We start from the raw sequence: 16,228 nt of genomic DNA, 5'->3' as shown, positions 1-16,228 counted from the left end.
GCCGTATGAGCTCAGGAGACCGACATGACACGTTTTCGCTCGCCCCTCGAACCGGCGCTCAGCGCCGCCTTCGCCCGACTGCGCGAACCTCGGCGGATCAATCCCACCTGGCTGCCGCACCTCGACGGCGCCGCGCTGCAGCGACCCGACCTGGCCCCGGCGGAGCAGCGGCTCGCCCAGCGCGCTTTGATCGCCACTGTGGTCATCGCGCTCACCGCCACGACCCCGGAGGGCAGGGAAGAGCTGCGCGTCGTCCTGGACACCGCCGGTGCGATCGCGCTGACCCGGATCGGGGACGACCCGTACGAATGGTGGGACGCCCCCTTCGAGGTGATCCCCGACCTGGTGCTCACGCTGCTCTCCTCGTCCTCACGGCTCGCCGCCGCACCGCAGATGACGACGCGGGGCCCGCACAACGCCCTCACCCTCACCGCCGAGCAACGGCGGGCGATCGCGGCGCGCGTCGCCGACGGGATCCCGGCACATGAGGCCATCGACGCGCAGACCGATCTCAGCGCACCGCTGCGCGACGCCCTCCTGAGCGATCGCGAACGGGCCACGTTCGACATCTGCATGCACGTCCCCCCGACTCCGCACACTCCGATGCTGCGGTTCCACCTGCTGCGACGATGGAACGTCGGCGCCCACGGCCTGTACAGCGCCGACGGTGAGGACGGCTTCAGCGACGCCCTCCATCAGGTCGCCGAGGGCGACGTGCTCGCCACCGTGCTGCCCCTCCTGGAAGAAGGCGCCGGGCTGGCGTTCGGCAAGGAGGTCGTGGCATGACCTTCTACGGCATGATCCCCGAGGAGGTCCGCGCACAGGCAGACCGCTGCGCAACCGGTGCCGAGCAGATCAGCAGCCTGCAGCAGCGCCTCGATGGCATCGTCCGGGGCACGTCCTGGGCAGGCCCGGACCGTGATGACTTCGTCTCGACCTGGACGAGCGATGCCGCACCCGGCCTCGCGCGCCTCGAGACGCTGCTGACCGAGCACGCCGCAGAGCTGCGCGGAGAAGCAGAGGAGCAGGATCGGGTCTCCGGAGAGGAGGCAGGGGACCACCTCGCGAGCCTCTTCGACGATGCTGGGGAGTGGCTCTGGGAGCGGGCCGAGGATGTCGGGGGGTGGTTCCGGGACCGGGCCGAGGAGGTCGAGGACTGGTTCCAGGACAGGGTCGAGGACGTCGAGGACTGGTTCCGAGACCGGTTCCACGACACCTTCGGCGACGCCGCTGATCCGGACCGGCCATGGGCGGAGATCTTCGCCGAGGACGTCGTCGAGATGCTCGTCGAGGACGAGAAGCTCGATCACCCCTCGGAGGTGGAAGTCCTCGGTTCACGCGAGATCACCGGCAGCGAAGCCCCGGAGAACCTCGAGGACCTCGTGCTCGACAACGATGAGAGCCGGCGGACGATCCCCGGCACCGAACCTCCGCGAGAATACGACCCCATGGATGAGGCGCAGATCCGCATCCAGACGGTCACAGGCGCCGACGGCGTCGAGCGCTACATCGTCCATGTCCCTCCGACCCAGGGCGCGCCGATGATCAAGAACCACAAGGTGTTGGGCCACGATACGAAGATCCCGGATGTGGATGCCACGCTCGACGGATGGAACGAGCAGGGGCAGCCGTTCGGTTGGGACAACAACCTCTATGCGATGGCAGGTATGGAGAACGCAGGAGCGAATGCCGTGAAGGAGGCGATGCGGGAGGCCGGGATCCCGGAGGGCTCCGAGATCGCGTTCGTCGGTCATTCGCAGGGAGGTCTCGTCGCCGCGCAGCTCGCCGATGATCCCTCCTTCAACGGCGGGAGCTACCAGGTCACCGACATCTTCTCAGTGGGCTCCCCGGTGCAGACCTACACCCCGGCGGACCCGAGGACCGACGTGCTCAACGTCCAGCACGTCGAGGAGGCCGGCAACAAAGGGGACTTCGTCCCCACCCTCGACCTTGAAGGGGGCTCGCATTCCCATCCGGATGGAAACCCAGCGCCCAACGTCCGCGACGTTGCCTTCGGAACTCCGGGGCCGTCGGACGGCTTCACTCCGGACAGCGACGAGCACCAGGCGCACGACTCCGTGCTGTGGAACAAGGGCGACACCGCCTACGATCCGGATTCCGCGTACTACGGGACGGTGCGGAACAACGGCGACGATCCCGCGCTCGCAGCGAAGGACGAGCGGATGCGGGGGAAGTATTTCGGGGAGGGAACCTCTATGGGAGAGGACGTCGTGGTCGACGTCAGGCGCTCGCAGTGATCTGCGGTGCTCGGAGGCGGGACAGGAGCGCCACGCCCTGATCCGCGGGGATCAGCTGATTCCGTAGCGATCGTAGAAGTGGCCCAGGGTGGCGGACCTCGACTCACCGAGATCATCCCGCACCAGGTCGGTCGCGGTGATCTCGGAGCCATCGGAGCCCGTTCCGGCGACTTTGGCGACCCGGATCCCGCGGTCGCCGTCATATTTGCGGTGCAGGACCTCGACGCCGAGGCCCCAGGCCTCGTCGAAGGCGTCGTGTAGCTGATCTGCAGCGACGTCGAGCGTGATGCTGCCGGAGATCAGCGAACCCAGCCCGCCTCCGGGACCGAAGTTGATGTCTGCGCCGGTGACTGCTGGTGCGCTCTTGATGGCGTCTTCGACAGTCTGCGTGCCGGGGCGGAGCAGCCCGCAGCCGGTGAGTATCGAAACCAGGCCCATGGCGCCTCCAGTCAGTGCGATCCGGCGGTTCATCTGCATCGATCCTCTCGGTGTCGCCCGCGGAGCACCACGGTACCTCTCGTGCTCGAAGATGAGCGCGGAAGGCGGCGCATTGCAAGTCGGTATCAGCTGGTCATCACAGCTTTCCAAGCGGGTTTTCCGGACCTATCCTGAGCGGAGGATCCACTCCTCGGGATCCTTGGACATCGGAGATCATGATGGTTCGCCCCGCCCCCTGCCATTTCCCTCATCCGCGGCGTCGGCAGGTCCGGTGACAGCGCCACCATCACCCGAGCGCACCCATGGATTCCGCGTCCTGCTGCTCGCCGTCTCCCTCTTCGTGCTCGCGGGTTCCGTGCTCGCCGGCTCCCCAGGAGCCCGGGCCGAGACGCCACCGCCCGGGCTCGGCGGTTTCTCTCCGGGCTTCCTCATCACCGATACCCGGATGTTCGACTCCACCGCGATGGACCGTGCAGGAGTCGACTCCTTCCTCGACGCGCAGGGGGCGAACTGCGTCGACGGCACCGATGGCGCTGACTGCCTGAAGAATCTGACGGCGGACACGCCGCAGCGAGCGGCCACCGCCTACTGCGCCGCGATCCCGGCGGCCAACAACGCCACCGCAGGCAGGATCATCACCGATGTGGCCCAGGCCTGCGACGTGAACCCGCAGGTGATCCTCGTGATGCTCCAGAAGGAGCAGGGACTGATCACCACCCGGAATGCGACGCCGACGCAGCTGGAGAAGGCGCTCGGCTTCCGCTGCCCCGACTTCCAGGCCTGCGATCCGGCGTTCGGTGGTTTCGTCCACCAGATCTACCACGGCATCTCCCGCCTGCAGGAGTACGGCGACCCTGCCCGTGGTTATCGCTACCAGGCGGGGCGGACCTACGACATCCAGTACAGCCCTTTTGAGTTCTGCGGCTACGGCGAGGTGAAGATCTTCAACCGGGCGACGGCAGCGCTGTACAACTACACTCCGTTCACCCCCACCGAGGCCACCCTCGCCGCAGGTGCCGGCGCGGTCCCCGACGATGTCTGTGCGACCTACGGCAACCGCAACTTCTTCCGCACCTTCTCGCTGTGGTTCGGCTCGCCGACCGGCGCCCCTGAGGACCGCTACCCGATCACAGCACCCTGGGGGAAGGACCCTGCCGCACCGTTCACCGATGTGCCCTACGGCAGCTCGATCTTCTTCACCGAGATCGCATGGATGAAGCACACGGAGCTCTCCACCGGCTGGGCCGACGGCACCTACCGACCGCTGCAGCCGATCGCCCGCGACGCGATGGTCGCCTTCCTCTATCGCGCCGCCGGGGAGCCTGCCTTCACGCCTCCGCGCACGTCTCCTTTCAAGGATGTGCCGCGCAGCTCGCAGTTCTTCAACGAGATCGCCTGGGCCGAGTCCGAGGGGATCACCACCGGATGGTCCGATGGGACCTTCCGTCCCCTGCAGCCCGTGAACCGGGATGCGATGGCGGCGTTCCTCTACCGTTCCGCCGGGGAGCCTGCCTTCACGCCTCCGCGCACGTCTCCATTCACGGATGTGCCGCGCAGCTCGCTGTTCTACAAGGAGATCGCCTGGGCGGAGGACGAGCGCATCACCACCGGCTGGTCCGATGGGACCTACCGGCCGCTGCAGTCGATCAACCGGGATGCGATGGCGGCGTTCATCTACCGGATGACGATCGACTGACTCCGGGCACCGTGCATGACATGCTCAGGGCTGAACCTTCCGACGAGGGGATGAGCATGGTGAGCAGACGTGGAGTTCTGGGCGGGGCCGCTGCCGCGACGGCACTGCTGCTGGGCGGGTGCGGGTTCGGGCGCAGGAATCTCCTCGCCGCGGCAGAGGAGGCCGCGGCCGGGGTCGAGGGCGTCTCCGCAGTGGAGCTCGAGATGGCCGATGGCGCGAACTTCGAGCGCCTCCTGCGCGGCACCGTCTCCCTGGAGGCGGAGGACCGTGACAGTGGCCTCGTGCTCTTCGACCAGGTGATGCGCGAGGTCGTGACGGTCATCCATGCAGAGCTCGACGATCCGGAGGCTCGCAGCCTCAGGGTCGGGGGGATCACCGCAGCACTCGATGGCGGGGAGGAGCTGACCCCGCTGGATCTTCTCCCCGACCTGTCGATCCCGAATCCACGACGGGATCGGGTGACGGCCGAGTCGTTCTACGAGAAGTACGGACTGAGCTGAGCACGGGATGGCTGGGCGACCGGCGTTCCGCTCGGGCCTCCGCACGGGGCGCTCACAGCGCGCCGCGCCCCACCGTCACGACCTGGGACTGTGCGACGTAGGTCCCTTCCCCGAGATACCTCCCCGTGAGGTCCTCCTGCAGCGCGGAGAGCGTGGGATCGCTGGCGGTGGCTCGGCCCACGCTGCCTGAGTACCCACCCTCGGCGCCACCGCCCGGGCTCATCGAATCATGGTTCGACTCGAGCACGGTGACGGGATGGAGCGAGGAGACCGGATAGCCCGGCAGCGATACCTCGTGCCGGTTCTCCGCCACCAGGGTCCCGCCGTCGACCTGCGCACCGTTCAGGTCGAGCGCCGCGATCAGGTCCCCGCTGGCCCCGCCGGTCCCGATCGTGCTCTCGTGGTTCACGTTCACCGACTGCGTCGACAGCTGCGCGGGGACGACTGTCTGCACCGGCGAGCCCACCGAGAAGGTGTGCGTCACGTCGTAGGTGCCCGGCTGTCCGGAGGCGCTGTTGAAGGTGGGATCGGCGGAGAGATGATTCGCGACGATGCCACCCTGGGAGTGGCCGACGATCATCACCTCCGCACCCGGCGGCACCCCGGCGGCCTCCAACGCGGCCCGGACGTCATCCATCGCGGCCGGATGCTGGCCGGAGACCAGGCGCAGATTCGATCCCCAGTCGCGGGAGTTCCCCTGCGCGCCGTAGGCGCCGGGGGCATCCAGGACGCTCGCTCCTTCGGTGGGCGGGATCTGGATGATGAACGCCGGCTCCCCGCCCTCGAGGCCGCGCACCTCCTGAATGCCGATCTGCCCGTGCTCCAGCGGACCGCCCGGGTTGTCGATGCGCACCGCATCGTTCTGCTCGACCAGCTCCTGCAGGGTCTGAGGGCTCTGCGCCGGGCCCGCATCGACGGTCACCGACTCGACGATGCCGCCGGGCCGGTCATCCAGGAACGGGGTGTCCTGGCCGGTGAGGGCCTCGAAGACTCCGGTGCCGGCGGATCCTGCGGTGACCAGGCCTGCGGCGGCGACCTCGGCGATGGTCGGCACCCGCTCGCCGGTGGCCCAGTCCTCGAGGATCTCCCCGAAGTGGCCGGCGTCCCGCTGGAACTGTGCGAACCCCTCCGTGCGCACCCCGAGCCGATCCAGACCGTCGCCGAGCAGGTCCATCCCGGTGGTGACGCTCCAGCCGATTCCGTCGGAGACCCTGCCCGCCGGCCCCGAGGCCGCTCCGTCGACAGGGATCTCGAGCCACTCCGGGATCCAGGGACCGCCCTCGCGGAGGTGCCCGCCGCTCGTCCCCGAGGCGTCCCCGGGTGGAATCGCGGAGATGCTCGGATCCGTCGGAGCATCCGGGTCAGCGGCGGCATCCGGGACAGCGGTGGCGCCGTCCGGGCTCGAGGCGACGTCCTGCTGATCCGCCTCGTGGAGCGCGTCATCGCCCAGGGCCAGGAGCTCGCCGCACATCTCTTCCAGCCGACTCGCGGCCAGTGTCATCCAGCGAGCCCGGAACGCCTCCGCATCGGAGCCCGTCCATGGCGCCCCCTGCACTGTGCTCCCGAGGCGAGCGGTGAGGCCCTCGACCTCGTCGGAGGCCGTGCGCAGGTGCTCGGCGTGACCGCGCAGCTGCGCGGTGTCCATCCCCCAGAAGGTGTTCATCGCGCGCTGCCTGACCCGGCGCAGGCGCCGGCGAATCGCAGGCCCTCCTCGAGAAGTGGGAGGAGGGTGCCGAGCACGTCGCCACCACCCACCGGATGGACGGCCAGGGAAGGGCCCGAGGGCTGGTCCAGGCGACACAGGCCCTTCTGCCCGGTCACCCAGAGCCTGGACCAGGTCACCGGTCGCTCTGTCACCAGCCCTCTCGGATCGTGGAGGGTCAGGGCGAGGGAGATGCGCGGGCCGGTCGCAGTCAGCGCATCCCGCAGGGTGTCGTCGAGATCCGGGATCGCGGCGAACGCCCCCTCGGGAGGGGCGCCCCGGGTGAGTGCGGCGTAGGCCATGCGGCTCTGCACCGGGGTGAGGCGGAGCGCGTGGGTGCCGCGCACGATCGACAGCTCGGCGGGGTCCAGGTCCACCCCGGACTCCTCGAGCAGCCGGATGACCCTCGCGGGCACGTCCTGGATGCTGAGCTCGGACCACCGCGAGGGCTGGTCCGGATCTGCCTGTTCGACGGTCGTGGCAGCGGGATCCACACCGATCCGCAGCCGTCGCGTCCGCTGCCCGTCCGTCACCGCCACGACCAGCAGCGCAGAGGCCGTGAGCTGTCTCTGCATGAGCTCGAGGCTCGCGCCGTCAGGGAGATCCGCTGGTGGCAGTGGAGTCGGTGCAGAGCCTTCGGCCAGCGCTCGATACACCGGATTCCAGGATGCCTCCGGTCCCGTTCCCCTGCGCGCCCATTGCGAAGCGTGCTCCACGGTCGCGATCACCTCGGTCATCGCACCCCTCCTCGTCTCCGGCGCGACCCCGTCGGCCGCCGGTCCTGCTGCTGAGGCTATGAGCGGGGCCGCATGCCGGTGACGGGCAGCACTCTTCCTGTGGACCGGCACCCGGTGGGGAGGAACGGTCCCAGCCCTGCCTCGTACACTGAACGACGCCCGTTCACCCCTCGTCCCCGCAGGAGCCGCTGTGCAGAAATCTCCCCGCCAGGGGCCATCCCGTCAGGCCATGTCGCCCGCAGTGCGGGAGGTCTACGCGGCGCTGCTCGAGCGCGCGCCCGAGAACCAGATCGAGCCCGACCTCAGCCGCATCACCCGGGTGATGGAGCTGATGGGGGACCCGCAGAACTCGTACCGCTCCATCCGCATCGCCGGCACCAACGGGAAGACCACCACCGCTCGGATCCTCGAGCGGATCCTGCGCGAGGCCGGTCTGCGGACCGGGCGCACCACCAGCCCCCACCTGCGCTCTCCCGTCGAGCGGATCGCGATCGACGGAGCCTCGATCGACGAGGAGGGCTTCCTCCAGGCCTATCGCGATGTCGAGCCCTTCGCTGCGATCGTCGATGCAGAGTCGGAGGCCGCAGGAGGCCCGCCGCTGACGTACTTCGAATATCTGACCGCCATGTCCTTCCAGGCCTTCGCCTCGGCGCCGGTCGACGTCGCCGTGGTGGAGACCGGCCTCGGCGGCACCTGGGACGCGACCGGCGTGGTTACCCCCGACGTCGCCGTGATCACCCCGATCTCCCTGGACCATCAGGAGTACCTCGGGGAGACCATCGCCGAGATCGCGGGGGAGAAGGCAGGCATCCTCACCGCGGAGGCCACCGCGATCATCGCCTCCCAGCCCTATGAGGACGCCGCCGATGTGCTGCGGGCACGGATCGGCGAACTGGGCGCGGAGGCGGCCATCGAGGACCAGCAGATCGGCGTGCTCTCCCACACCCCGGGGGTCGGTGGCCAGATGCTGACCCTCCAGGGCATCGCGGGCCGGTACGAGGATCTCTTCCTCACGCTGCTCGGTGAGCACCAGGCCCGCAACGCCCTGCTCGCGGTGGCTGCCGCGGAGGCGCTGCTCGGGGACGGCAGCACCGCCCTGGACGGGCCGCTGCTCAGCGCCGCGCTGTCGAGCGTCACCTCGCCGGGCCGCGCTGAGGTGGTGCGGCAGGCGCCGACGATCCTGCTGGACGCCGCCCACAACCCGGCGGGAGCGCTGTCGCTGGTCGAGACGGTCCGGGAGAACTTCCGCTTCACCCGCACCATCGGACTCATCGGGATCCTGCAGGGGAAGGACGCCGCCGGGATCCTCGACGTGCTCGAACCGCTGCTGGACGCTGTGGTGATCACCCAGTCGAGCTCCCCGCGCGCGATTCCTGCCGACCAGCTCGCGGACCTCGCCCGTGACATCTTCGATGATGAGGACCGCGTCTTCGAGCAGGGGAGCCTGCCCGATGCCATCCAGGCCGCCGTGGACCTCGCCGAGATGGAGGGGGATCAGTTCGGAGGCGTGGTGGCTGCCGGATCGGTGACGCTCGTCGCCGAGGTGCGAGAGCTGCTCGGCGCGCCGGGAGAGGAGTGACGATGGACCTCGATCTCACCCCCTCCGCGCGCCCCCATGGCGCACAGCGGATGATCGCCTCGACGCTCCTCGTCATCGAGGCCTTCGTGGTGTTCTTCGCCGCGCTCGTTGCCCACCAGCTCGCTCCCGGGGACCGGCTGCTCACCTGGACCTGGAGCCTGCTGGCCATGCTCCTCCTGGTGCTCTGCTCTGGGCTGCTCCGGCGTGGTGCCTGGCCGTACTGGCTGGGGCTGGTGCTGCAGCTGCCGGTCATCCTGCTCGGGATCCAGGTGACCGCGATGTGGGTGGTGGGCATCCTGTTCGCAGCGCTGTACGCCTATGGCATTTTCAAGGGCCACCAGCTGGACGGCGAGAAGGACACGGTCGACGCCGAAGTGTGGGCGGCCCGTTCCCGGGATCCGGACGGCCCCACCTCCTGACCGTCCCGGCCCCACGGAGCTGCTCCGCACTTCGACGGTCCCGCTCGTGGGTACCCTGGTGCCATGACCGCACAGCGCACACTCGTCCTGCTCAAGCCCGATGCCGTTCAGCGCAGCCTGCGCGGGGAGATCATCCGCCGCATCGAGGCCAAGGGCTACGACATCCTCGCCCTCACCCAGCGCTCCGCCACCGCGGAGGAGCTCTCCTCGCACTACGCCGAGCATGAGGGCAAGCCCTTCTATCCCGGGCTCGTCGATTACATGGGCTCCGCCCCGCTGGTCGCCATCGTTGTGGAGGGGGAGGGCGCGATCCCCGGATTCCGCTCGTTGGCCGGTGCAACCAACCCCACCGAGGCAGCCCCCGGCACCATCCGTGGCGACCTCGCCCGCGAATGGGATCTCCCCGTCATCCAGAACCTCGTCCACGGCTCGGACTCCGAGGAGTCCGCGGCCCGCGAGATCGCGATCTGGTTCCCCGAGCTGGGCTGAGCCTCCCTGAGCTGGACCTCTCCGGCTCTCTGCACCGCAGGACCCGCACGCCACGGCGAGGGTGAGGCGCGCCGCATCCCGCGGTCCCGCTCCGCCCCCGCTGCGGCGTGCACAATGACGAGCATGGAACTGCCCTTCGTCGTCATCCTTTTTCTGGTGCTTGCCGTGCTGCTCGCCGCAGGGATCCTGATCGTGGTCGCACTGCCGCATCTGAAGAGCCGCGCGAAGCATGACCAGCAGGAGAGCGACCCCCGGCACAGCTCCCGCACACGTCGGTGAGCACCCGTCGGCGCGCTGAATCGCAGTCAGCACCGGGGCTCGCCGGGACGCACAGCAGTGCGGAGGCGTCCCTGGGAGATCACTGTCCAGGGTGCCCGATGCTCGCGGCCTAGACTGGCGGCTGTCCTCGCCGCTTCGTCGGCTTCCCCGACCTCGGAGGTGACCCGTGGATCCCGATGCCCTACTCGCACTGATCGCTGGCAGCGGCGGAGGCGTGCTCGTGCTCGGCGCCGGCGCCTGGGCCTATATCCGCAGCCGCGGGCGGAAGAAGTCCTCGGACGACACCGCCTCGCAGGACCCCACCGGCCATGGCAGCGATACCCAGCCCTCCCGCACCGCCACCGCGGTCAAGGAGCGGCCTGCCGCGCCGACCTGGGCCGACACCCTGTCACCGGCTCCCACGAAGCCCGCTGCACAGGACTCTCAGGCCACGCCACCTGCGCCTGCCGCGGCCCCGGGCTCGACCTCCGAGTCCCATGCCGCAACCCCTGCGAGCGCTCCGGAGTCCACCGCACCGGCGGATGTTCCCTTCGACCAGGAGAACGCCCCCGCACCTTCGGCCATCGACGAGCCGCCTGCCGCTGCTGCCTCCCGCACCGCTGAAACCTCCAGCAGGACTGGCACGACGTCCACCGACGCTGACGTCGCGCCTTCGACGGACCCTGCAGGCCCGGCCGTGGACCCTGCAGAGGCGGAGACGCCGGCAGCCCCGGCAGCGGGCGAGACCGCGACCCCGGTGCAGGGCACGTCCGCCACCCCGGCCCTCGACACCCCCGAGGCCCCGGCCGACCGCATGGTGCGCCTGCGCGAGCGGCTCTCCCGCTCCGGCGCCCTGGGTCGCGGCATCCTCACCCTGCTCACCCGCGGCAGCAGCGTGGACGAAGACACCTGGGACGAGATCGAGGAGACGCTGCTGCTGGCGGACCTCGGCCCGGACGCCACCGACGAGATGCTCGAGAACCTCCGCCGCCGCATCCAGGTGCTCGGCACCGACGATGCCGCCGCGGTGCGCGAGGTGCTCCGTGAGGAGCTCGTGGCCCTGGTGGACCCGGACCTGGACCGCCGCCTGGCCGCCACCCGACGCACTGCACCGGACGGCACCGAGGTGCCCTCGGTGATGCTCATGGTCGGGGTCAACGGCACCGGCAAGACCACCACCGTCGGCAAGCTCGCCCGGGTCCTGGTCGCCGCCGGTCGCACCGTCGTGCTGGGCGCGGCGGACACCTTCCGCGCCGCGGCCGCCGACCAGCTCCAGACCTGGGGCTCGCGCGTGGGCGTGGACACCGTGCGCTCGGACCGGGACGGCGCGGATCCCGCCGCCGTCGCCTTCGACGCGGTCAAGGAGGGGATCGCCCAGGGTGTTGATGTGGTCATCATCGACACCGCCGGCCGCCTCCAGAACAAGAAGGGGCTGATGGACGAGCTGGGCAAAGTGCGGCGGGTGGCCGAGAAGGGCCTGCACGGCGATCACGTCGCCGAGGTGCTCCTGGTCATCGACGCCACCACCGGCCAGAACGGCATGCAGCAGGCGCGAGTGTTCTCCGAGGCGGTCAACATCACCGGCCTCGTGCTCACCAAGCTCGACGGCACCGCCAAGGGCGGGATCGTCGTCAACGTGCAGCGCGAGATCGGCGTCCCGGTGAAGATGGTGGGCCTCGGGGAGGGCATGGACGACCTCACGCCCTTCGACGCCTACGGCTTCGTCGACGCTCTGCTCGAAGACTGACTGCTCGAAGGCTGACTGCTCGAGGGCTGAGCACGTCGACCGTCACCTGAGCAGGCTGCCCGTGGCCTGTGCACGCTGCCCGTGGCCTGGGCACCGGCCCGGAAGGCTCCTCCTCTCGGACCCCCGTCGCTCGCGGCGGGGGTCCGTCGTGCTCGGCCCTGTCCAGCGCGCGGGACGGTGGGTCACGGAACGGTCACGGCGACCTTCCGGCCTAGGCGCTCATCAGCCCCGGCAGCACGATGAGGCCACGGCCCGCACGGCCGTTCGGCCCGGGGTCGAGGTACTCGTCCCGGGACCGGTCCTCCTCACTCCCAGGAGCTGCCATGCCCTTCGTCCTCGACACCGGAGCGACCGCCTGGATTCTCACCAGCGCCGCTCTGGTGCTGCTCATGACGCCAGGCCTGTCCCTGTTCTACGGCGGCATGGTCCGTGCCCGCACCGTGCTGAACATGATGCTGATGTCCTTCAGCGCCATTGCCGTGGTGGCCGTGGCCTGGACCCTCGCCGGCTATTCGATCGCCTTCGGCACCGACATCGGCGGCCTCTTCGGCAACCCGCTGGACCACCTGGGCCTGGCAGGCACCGACGAGCAGTCGCTGCTCGGCGGCAGCGGCGTGCCCTTCCTGGTGGCGGCCGGCTTCCAGATGACCTTCGCGATCATCTCCACCGCGCTGATCTCCGGTGCCATCGCCGATCGCGTCAAGCTCGGGACCTGGATGGTGTTCGCCGCGATCTGGGTGCTCATCGTGTACGCACCCCTGGCCCACATGGTCTGGGGCGGCGGACTGCTCAGCGGTGACGGCCCCTTCGCTGCGATCGCCGAGCCGATCGACTTCGCCGGCGGCACCGTCGTCCACATCAACGCCGGCGTCGCCGGTCTGGTGCTCGCGCTCGTGGTCGGCGTCCGTAAGGGCTTCGGCAAGGAGGCGATGAAGCCGCACAACCTGCCGCTGGTCATGCTCGGCGCTGCCCTGCTGTGGTTCGGATGGTTCGGCTTCAACGGCGGCTCCGCCGGCACGGCCGACGCCACCGCGGGCCTCGCCTGGGTCAACACCACCGTCGCGACCGCCGGGGCGATGCTCGGCTGGGCGCTCGTGGAGCGGATCCGCGACCAGCACATCACCTCCCTCGGCATGGCCTCCGGAGTGGTCGCGGGCCTGGTCGCGATCACACCCGCCGCCGCCGCGCTCACCCCGCTCACCTCGATCGTGCTGGGCCTGGTCGCAGGCCTCGCCTGCGCCCTCGCCGTCGGCCTCAAGTACCGCTTCGGGATCGACGACTCCCTCGACGTGGTCGGCGTCCACCTGGTGGGCGGCCTCGTCGGCACCATCGGCATCGGCGTCCTCGCGGCCGACGGCGGACTGCTGTTCGGCGGCGGCGTGAGCCTGCTGCTGGTGCAGATCCTCGTGGCACTCGCCGCGATGGCCATCTCGGGGGTGCTCACCCTCGCCATCGCCCTGGTGCTCAAGTACACGATGGGCTGGCGGGTGCCCGAGGCGGACGAGCGCGCGGGTATCGACATCACCCAGCACGCCGAGTCCGGATACGATCTCGCCGGAGCGCTGTCCTCCCGCCGTGACCGTCCCGCCCCCGTCCCCTTCGCCGGGACGGAGGTTGCGGAACCCCGCAACCCGGCCCCGACGCCCCTCGCCGCCCCCTCGGTCGAGGCGGACCCCACCCCGGTCACCACAGGAGAGACTCGATGAAGCTCATCACCGCGATCATCCAGCCGCACGCGCTGCAGGCGGTCACAGACTCCCTGCGCGAGTACGGGGTCAGCGGGATCACCGTCACCGAGGTCGCCGGCTACGGTCGCCAGGGCGGCCACACCGAGGTCTACCGCGGCGCCGAGTACACGATCGACACCATCCCGAAGATCAAGCTCGAAGTGCTCGCCGAGGAGATCGACGAATCCGCGATCATCGACCTGATCGTCGCCGGCGCGCGCACCGGGCGGATCGGGGACGGCAAGGTCTGGACCACCGAGGTCGGCACCCTGGTGCGGGTCCGCACCGGTGAACGGGGTGCGGATGCCCTCTGAGGCGCTCTCCTCCCGCCGCATCTCGCAGGTGCTCCATGAGGGCTTCGCGGATCCCGCTGCCGGCCCCTCCCGTCGTCTCGCCCAGTCCGACCTCGTGGACGACTGGCTGCGCGAGCTGTGGGAGCGGGCCGGCGCCCCCGCGTCCGGGGCGGCGCTGGCCGCCATCGGCTCCCTGGGCCGGCGCTCCCTCGGTCCCGGCAGCGACCTCGACCTGGTGCTGCTGCTGGACGCCGAACTGGTCGACCAGGCGGAGGCGGCCCGGCTGGCGAGCGCGCTGTGGTATCCGATCTGGGACTCGGGCACCTCGCTCGACCACTCCGTGCGCAGCCCCGTCGAGTGCGAGGAGGTCGCCCGGAAGGACCTGCGGGCCGCGATCTCGCTGCTGGACCTGCGGGTGATCGCGGGCGATGCAGAGCTCGTCGAGGACACTGCGAGGCGCCTGCGCAGCCAGTGGCGCCGCGAGGCCCGGCGCCGAGTGGGGGAGCTGGTCGACCTCGCGACCGACCGCGTCCGCCGCCGCGGCTCCCTCGCGCACTCCTCCGAGCCGAATCTGAAGTCCGACCGCGGCGGCCTGCGGGACATCACCGTCATCCGCGCTCTCGCCGAGAGCTGGCTGGCCGACCACGACCACGAGGTGGTCGATGACGCCTCCCGCACCCTGCGCGACGCGCGCGATGCGCTGCAGGCCGTCACCGGGTCCTCGGGCACCCGCCTGGGCCGCGCTGATCAGGACGCGGTCGCCGCGCTCACGGGGCACGCCAACGCCGACGATCACCACGCCGTGCTCGCCGAGGCCGCCCGCGCCGTGACCTGGGAGCTGCATCGCGCCGTCCGTGCCGCCGAGGCCGCGATCGCCCCCGGCGGCGCCGCCACCCGCGGGCAGGGCGCCGAGCGCCGTCCGGCCCTGACCCGGCTGCCCCACGGCGTGCTGGTCCAGGCCGGAGAGGTCTCCGTCGACCCGGACTCCCGCGACCTGCTGCGCGACATGGCCGCGGTCCGCCACGCCGCCACCACCGGCCTGCCGCTGGCCGACGCGACCCTCGCCCGTATGGCCCAGGGCTCCGCCGAGCCCCTGCTGCCCGCCCAGCGGGACGTCCTGGTCGACGCCCTGGCGGGGGAGCACTTCGCGGAGGTCTACGAAGCGCTCGACGTGAAGGGCATCTTCGAGCGGTGGGTGCCGGGATGGGCCGAGATCCGCAACCGCCCGCAGCGCTCGGCCGTGCACCGCTTCACGGTGGACCGCCACCAGGTGGAGACCGTGCTCGAGGCGCAGCGGTTCCTGTCCCGGGTCAGCCGCCCCGACCTGCTGCTGGTCACCGCCCTGCTGCACGACCTCGGCAAGCGGCCCGGCAGCCGCGACCACGCCGCCGAGGGTGCGCCGCTGGCCGAGAAGGCCGCCCGCCACCTCGGCTTCGACCGGGACGACGCCCGACTGGTGGGGGTCCTGGTGCGGGAGCATCTCACCCTGATCGAGCTCTCCACCGGCCGCGACCTCGCCGATCCCACCACCCTGCGCGAGCTGCTGAGCGCGGTCGATGAGAGCCTCGAGGGTCTCGAGATCCTCCGTGCCCTCACCGAGGCCGATGCCATCGCGGCCGGCCCGTCGGCCTGGTCGACCTGGCGCGCGGACCTCGTCGAGCACCTCACAGCAGTGGCCCGCGACGCCCTCAGCGGCACCGCCGCCGCTCCGCGCACCCGGCTGGCCCCGCAGCGACCCGCGCAGGAGGCGGTGCGGGCCGCTGTGCTGCGCGCCGGTGGTGCCCAGGTGCTCTATCCGGCGCACCTGGAGGACGAGCCGATCTCCCAGATCTGCCTGGGTGCCCCTGACGGCGCCGGGGTCTTCGCCGCCATGGCGCGGGTGCTGGTGCGGCTGCGGCTGGACGTGCACAGCGCGGTGGTGATGACCATGGACGGCGTCGCCGTGAACACCTGGTGGGTCGCCGGCGTCCCGTCGGAGCTCCCGCATCCTTCCGTGCTGCGCACCGCACTGGACCGCGAGCTCGCCCACCGCGACCGGGCCGACGCCCGGGTCCTCGAGCTGCCGCCCGCCCCGCCGCCCCGCACCACCGAGGACACCCCGGTGGTGACGCTGCTGCCGGGGGCCTCCCGGGAGGCCACCGTGGTGCAGGTCAACGCGCGCAACCGCCCCAGCCTGCTGGCCGACGTCGCCGGGGTGATCGCCGACCACCGCATCCAGGTGCGCAGCGCCCACGTGATGACCCTGGGCCGGCGTGCGGTCGACGTGCTGTACCTGACCGACCAGCACGGGAGAGCGCTGGACCCGCCCGCAGTGGGCCGGATCGTCGCGGCGCTGATGGAGGCCGCGGGGACCTGAGCAGTCGCCTGCTGGCCGCGTCCGCGGCG

Annotated in this window: 15 protein-coding genes; 12 read left to right on the top strand and 3 right to left on the bottom strand. The window is 70.7% G+C overall.

Annotation, left to right across the window (positions count from 1 at the left end; translation table 11 throughout):
* The first annotated feature begins 24 nt into the window (after positions 1-24).
* Both ACT3SQ_RS01355 and ACT3SQ_RS01350 read left to right on the top strand, forming a co-directional pair.
* A complete protein-coding gene (locus tag ACT3SQ_RS01355) occupies positions 25-786 on the top strand; it encodes a hypothetical protein (RefSeq protein WP_444600769.1) in 762 nt (253 codons plus the stop codon).
* On the top strand, positions 783-2,258 hold the full coding sequence (locus ACT3SQ_RS01350) for a hypothetical protein (RefSeq protein ID WP_444501714.1): 1,476 nt from the start codon (positions 783-785) through the stop codon (positions 2,256-2,258). Before ACT3SQ_RS01355 ends, ACT3SQ_RS01350 begins: the two co-directional genes overlap by 4 nt.
* Positions 2,259-2,309: 51 nt before the next feature.
* Here the strand turns inward: ACT3SQ_RS01350 and ACT3SQ_RS01345 are convergent, their stop codons facing one another.
* Entirely contained in the window at positions 2,310-2,735 is a 426-nt protein-coding gene (locus ACT3SQ_RS01345; RefSeq protein ID WP_441443613.1) for a hypothetical protein, read from the bottom strand.
* A 232-nt stretch (positions 2,736-2,967) separates the two neighbouring features.
* Between ACT3SQ_RS01345 and ACT3SQ_RS01340 the strand changes: the two genes are divergently transcribed.
* On the top strand, positions 2,968-4,392 hold the full coding sequence (locus ACT3SQ_RS01340) for an S-layer homology domain-containing protein (protein WP_441443612.1): 1,425 nt from the start codon (positions 2,968-2,970) through the stop codon (positions 4,390-4,392).
* A gap of 56 nt (positions 4,393-4,448) precedes the next feature.
* The gene (locus tag ACT3SQ_RS01335; RefSeq protein ID WP_441443611.1) at positions 4,449-4,892 is read left to right on the top strand and encodes a hypothetical protein; all 444 of its coding nucleotides are present in this window, start codon (positions 4,449-4,451) and stop codon (positions 4,890-4,892) included.
* 52 nt (positions 4,893-4,944) lie between these two features.
* Here the strand turns inward: ACT3SQ_RS01335 and ACT3SQ_RS01330 are convergent, their stop codons facing one another.
* Positions 4,945-6,555, bottom strand: a complete 1,611-nt coding sequence (locus tag ACT3SQ_RS01330; RefSeq protein WP_441443610.1) for a WXG100 family type VII secretion target — start codon at positions 6,553-6,555, stop codon at positions 4,945-4,947.
* Positions 6,552-7,331 carry a hypothetical protein gene (locus ACT3SQ_RS01325; protein WP_444501715.1) on the bottom strand — a complete coding sequence of 260 codons (780 nt, stop codon included), beginning with the start codon at positions 7,329-7,331 and terminating at the stop codon, positions 6,552-6,554. The genes ACT3SQ_RS01330 and ACT3SQ_RS01325 overlap by 4 nt, the downstream gene beginning before the upstream one ends.
* A 229-nt stretch (positions 7,332-7,560) precedes the next feature.
* Here ACT3SQ_RS01325 and ACT3SQ_RS01320 point away from each other — a divergent pair, with 229 nt between their 5' ends.
* The 8 genes from ACT3SQ_RS01320 (at position 7,561) to ACT3SQ_RS01285 (ending at position 16,199) form a co-directional block, all read left to right on the top strand.
* Positions 7,561-8,910, top strand: a complete 1,350-nt coding sequence (locus tag ACT3SQ_RS01320; RefSeq protein WP_444501716.1) for a bifunctional folylpolyglutamate synthase/dihydrofolate synthase — start codon at positions 7,561-7,563, stop codon at positions 8,908-8,910.
* 2 nt (positions 8,911-8,912) lie between these two features.
* Positions 8,913-9,329, top strand: coding sequence for a DUF4233 domain-containing protein (locus ACT3SQ_RS01315; RefSeq protein WP_444501717.1), 417 nt, complete (start codon positions 8,913-8,915; stop codon positions 9,327-9,329).
* Between the two features lie 63 nt (positions 9,330-9,392).
* Positions 9,393-9,818, top strand: coding sequence for a nucleoside-diphosphate kinase (gene ndk / locus ACT3SQ_RS01310; protein WP_441443606.1), 426 nt, complete (start codon positions 9,393-9,395; stop codon positions 9,816-9,818).
* A gap of 123 nt (positions 9,819-9,941) precedes the next feature.
* Complete coding sequence (locus ACT3SQ_RS01305; protein ID WP_441443605.1) at positions 9,942-10,097, top strand: hypothetical protein; 156 nt, start codon at positions 9,942-9,944, stop codon at positions 10,095-10,097.
* A 166-nt stretch (positions 10,098-10,263) separates the two neighbouring features.
* Positions 10,264-11,823, top strand: coding sequence for a signal recognition particle-docking protein FtsY (ftsY, locus tag ACT3SQ_RS01300; protein WP_444501718.1), 1,560 nt, complete (start codon positions 10,264-10,266; stop codon positions 11,821-11,823).
* A 323-nt stretch (positions 11,824-12,146) separates the two neighbouring features.
* Positions 12,147-13,529 carry an ammonium transporter gene (locus ACT3SQ_RS01295; protein WP_441443603.1) on the top strand — a complete coding sequence of 461 codons (1,383 nt, stop codon included), beginning with the start codon at positions 12,147-12,149 and terminating at the stop codon, positions 13,527-13,529.
* Positions 13,526-13,864 (top strand): P-II family nitrogen regulator, encoded by a 339-nt coding sequence (locus ACT3SQ_RS01290; RefSeq protein ID WP_442332728.1) that lies wholly within the window; start codon positions 13,526-13,528, stop codon positions 13,862-13,864. Before ACT3SQ_RS01295 ends, ACT3SQ_RS01290 begins: the two co-directional genes overlap by 4 nt.
* Entirely contained in the window at positions 13,854-16,199 is a 2,346-nt protein-coding gene (locus ACT3SQ_RS01285) for an HD domain-containing protein (protein ID WP_444600783.1), read from the top strand. The genes ACT3SQ_RS01290 and ACT3SQ_RS01285 overlap by 11 nt, the downstream gene beginning before the upstream one ends.
* Positions 16,200-16,228: the final 29 nt, after the last annotated feature.

It is taken from the genome of Brachybacterium sp. AOP42-C2-15 (assembly GCF_052377065.1).
GTDB lineage: Bacteria > Actinomycetota > Actinomycetes > Actinomycetales > Dermabacteraceae > Brachybacterium.
The sequence above is the reverse complement of the archived record's forward strand: the minus strand, read 5'-3'. Positions and strand labels throughout refer to the sequence as shown.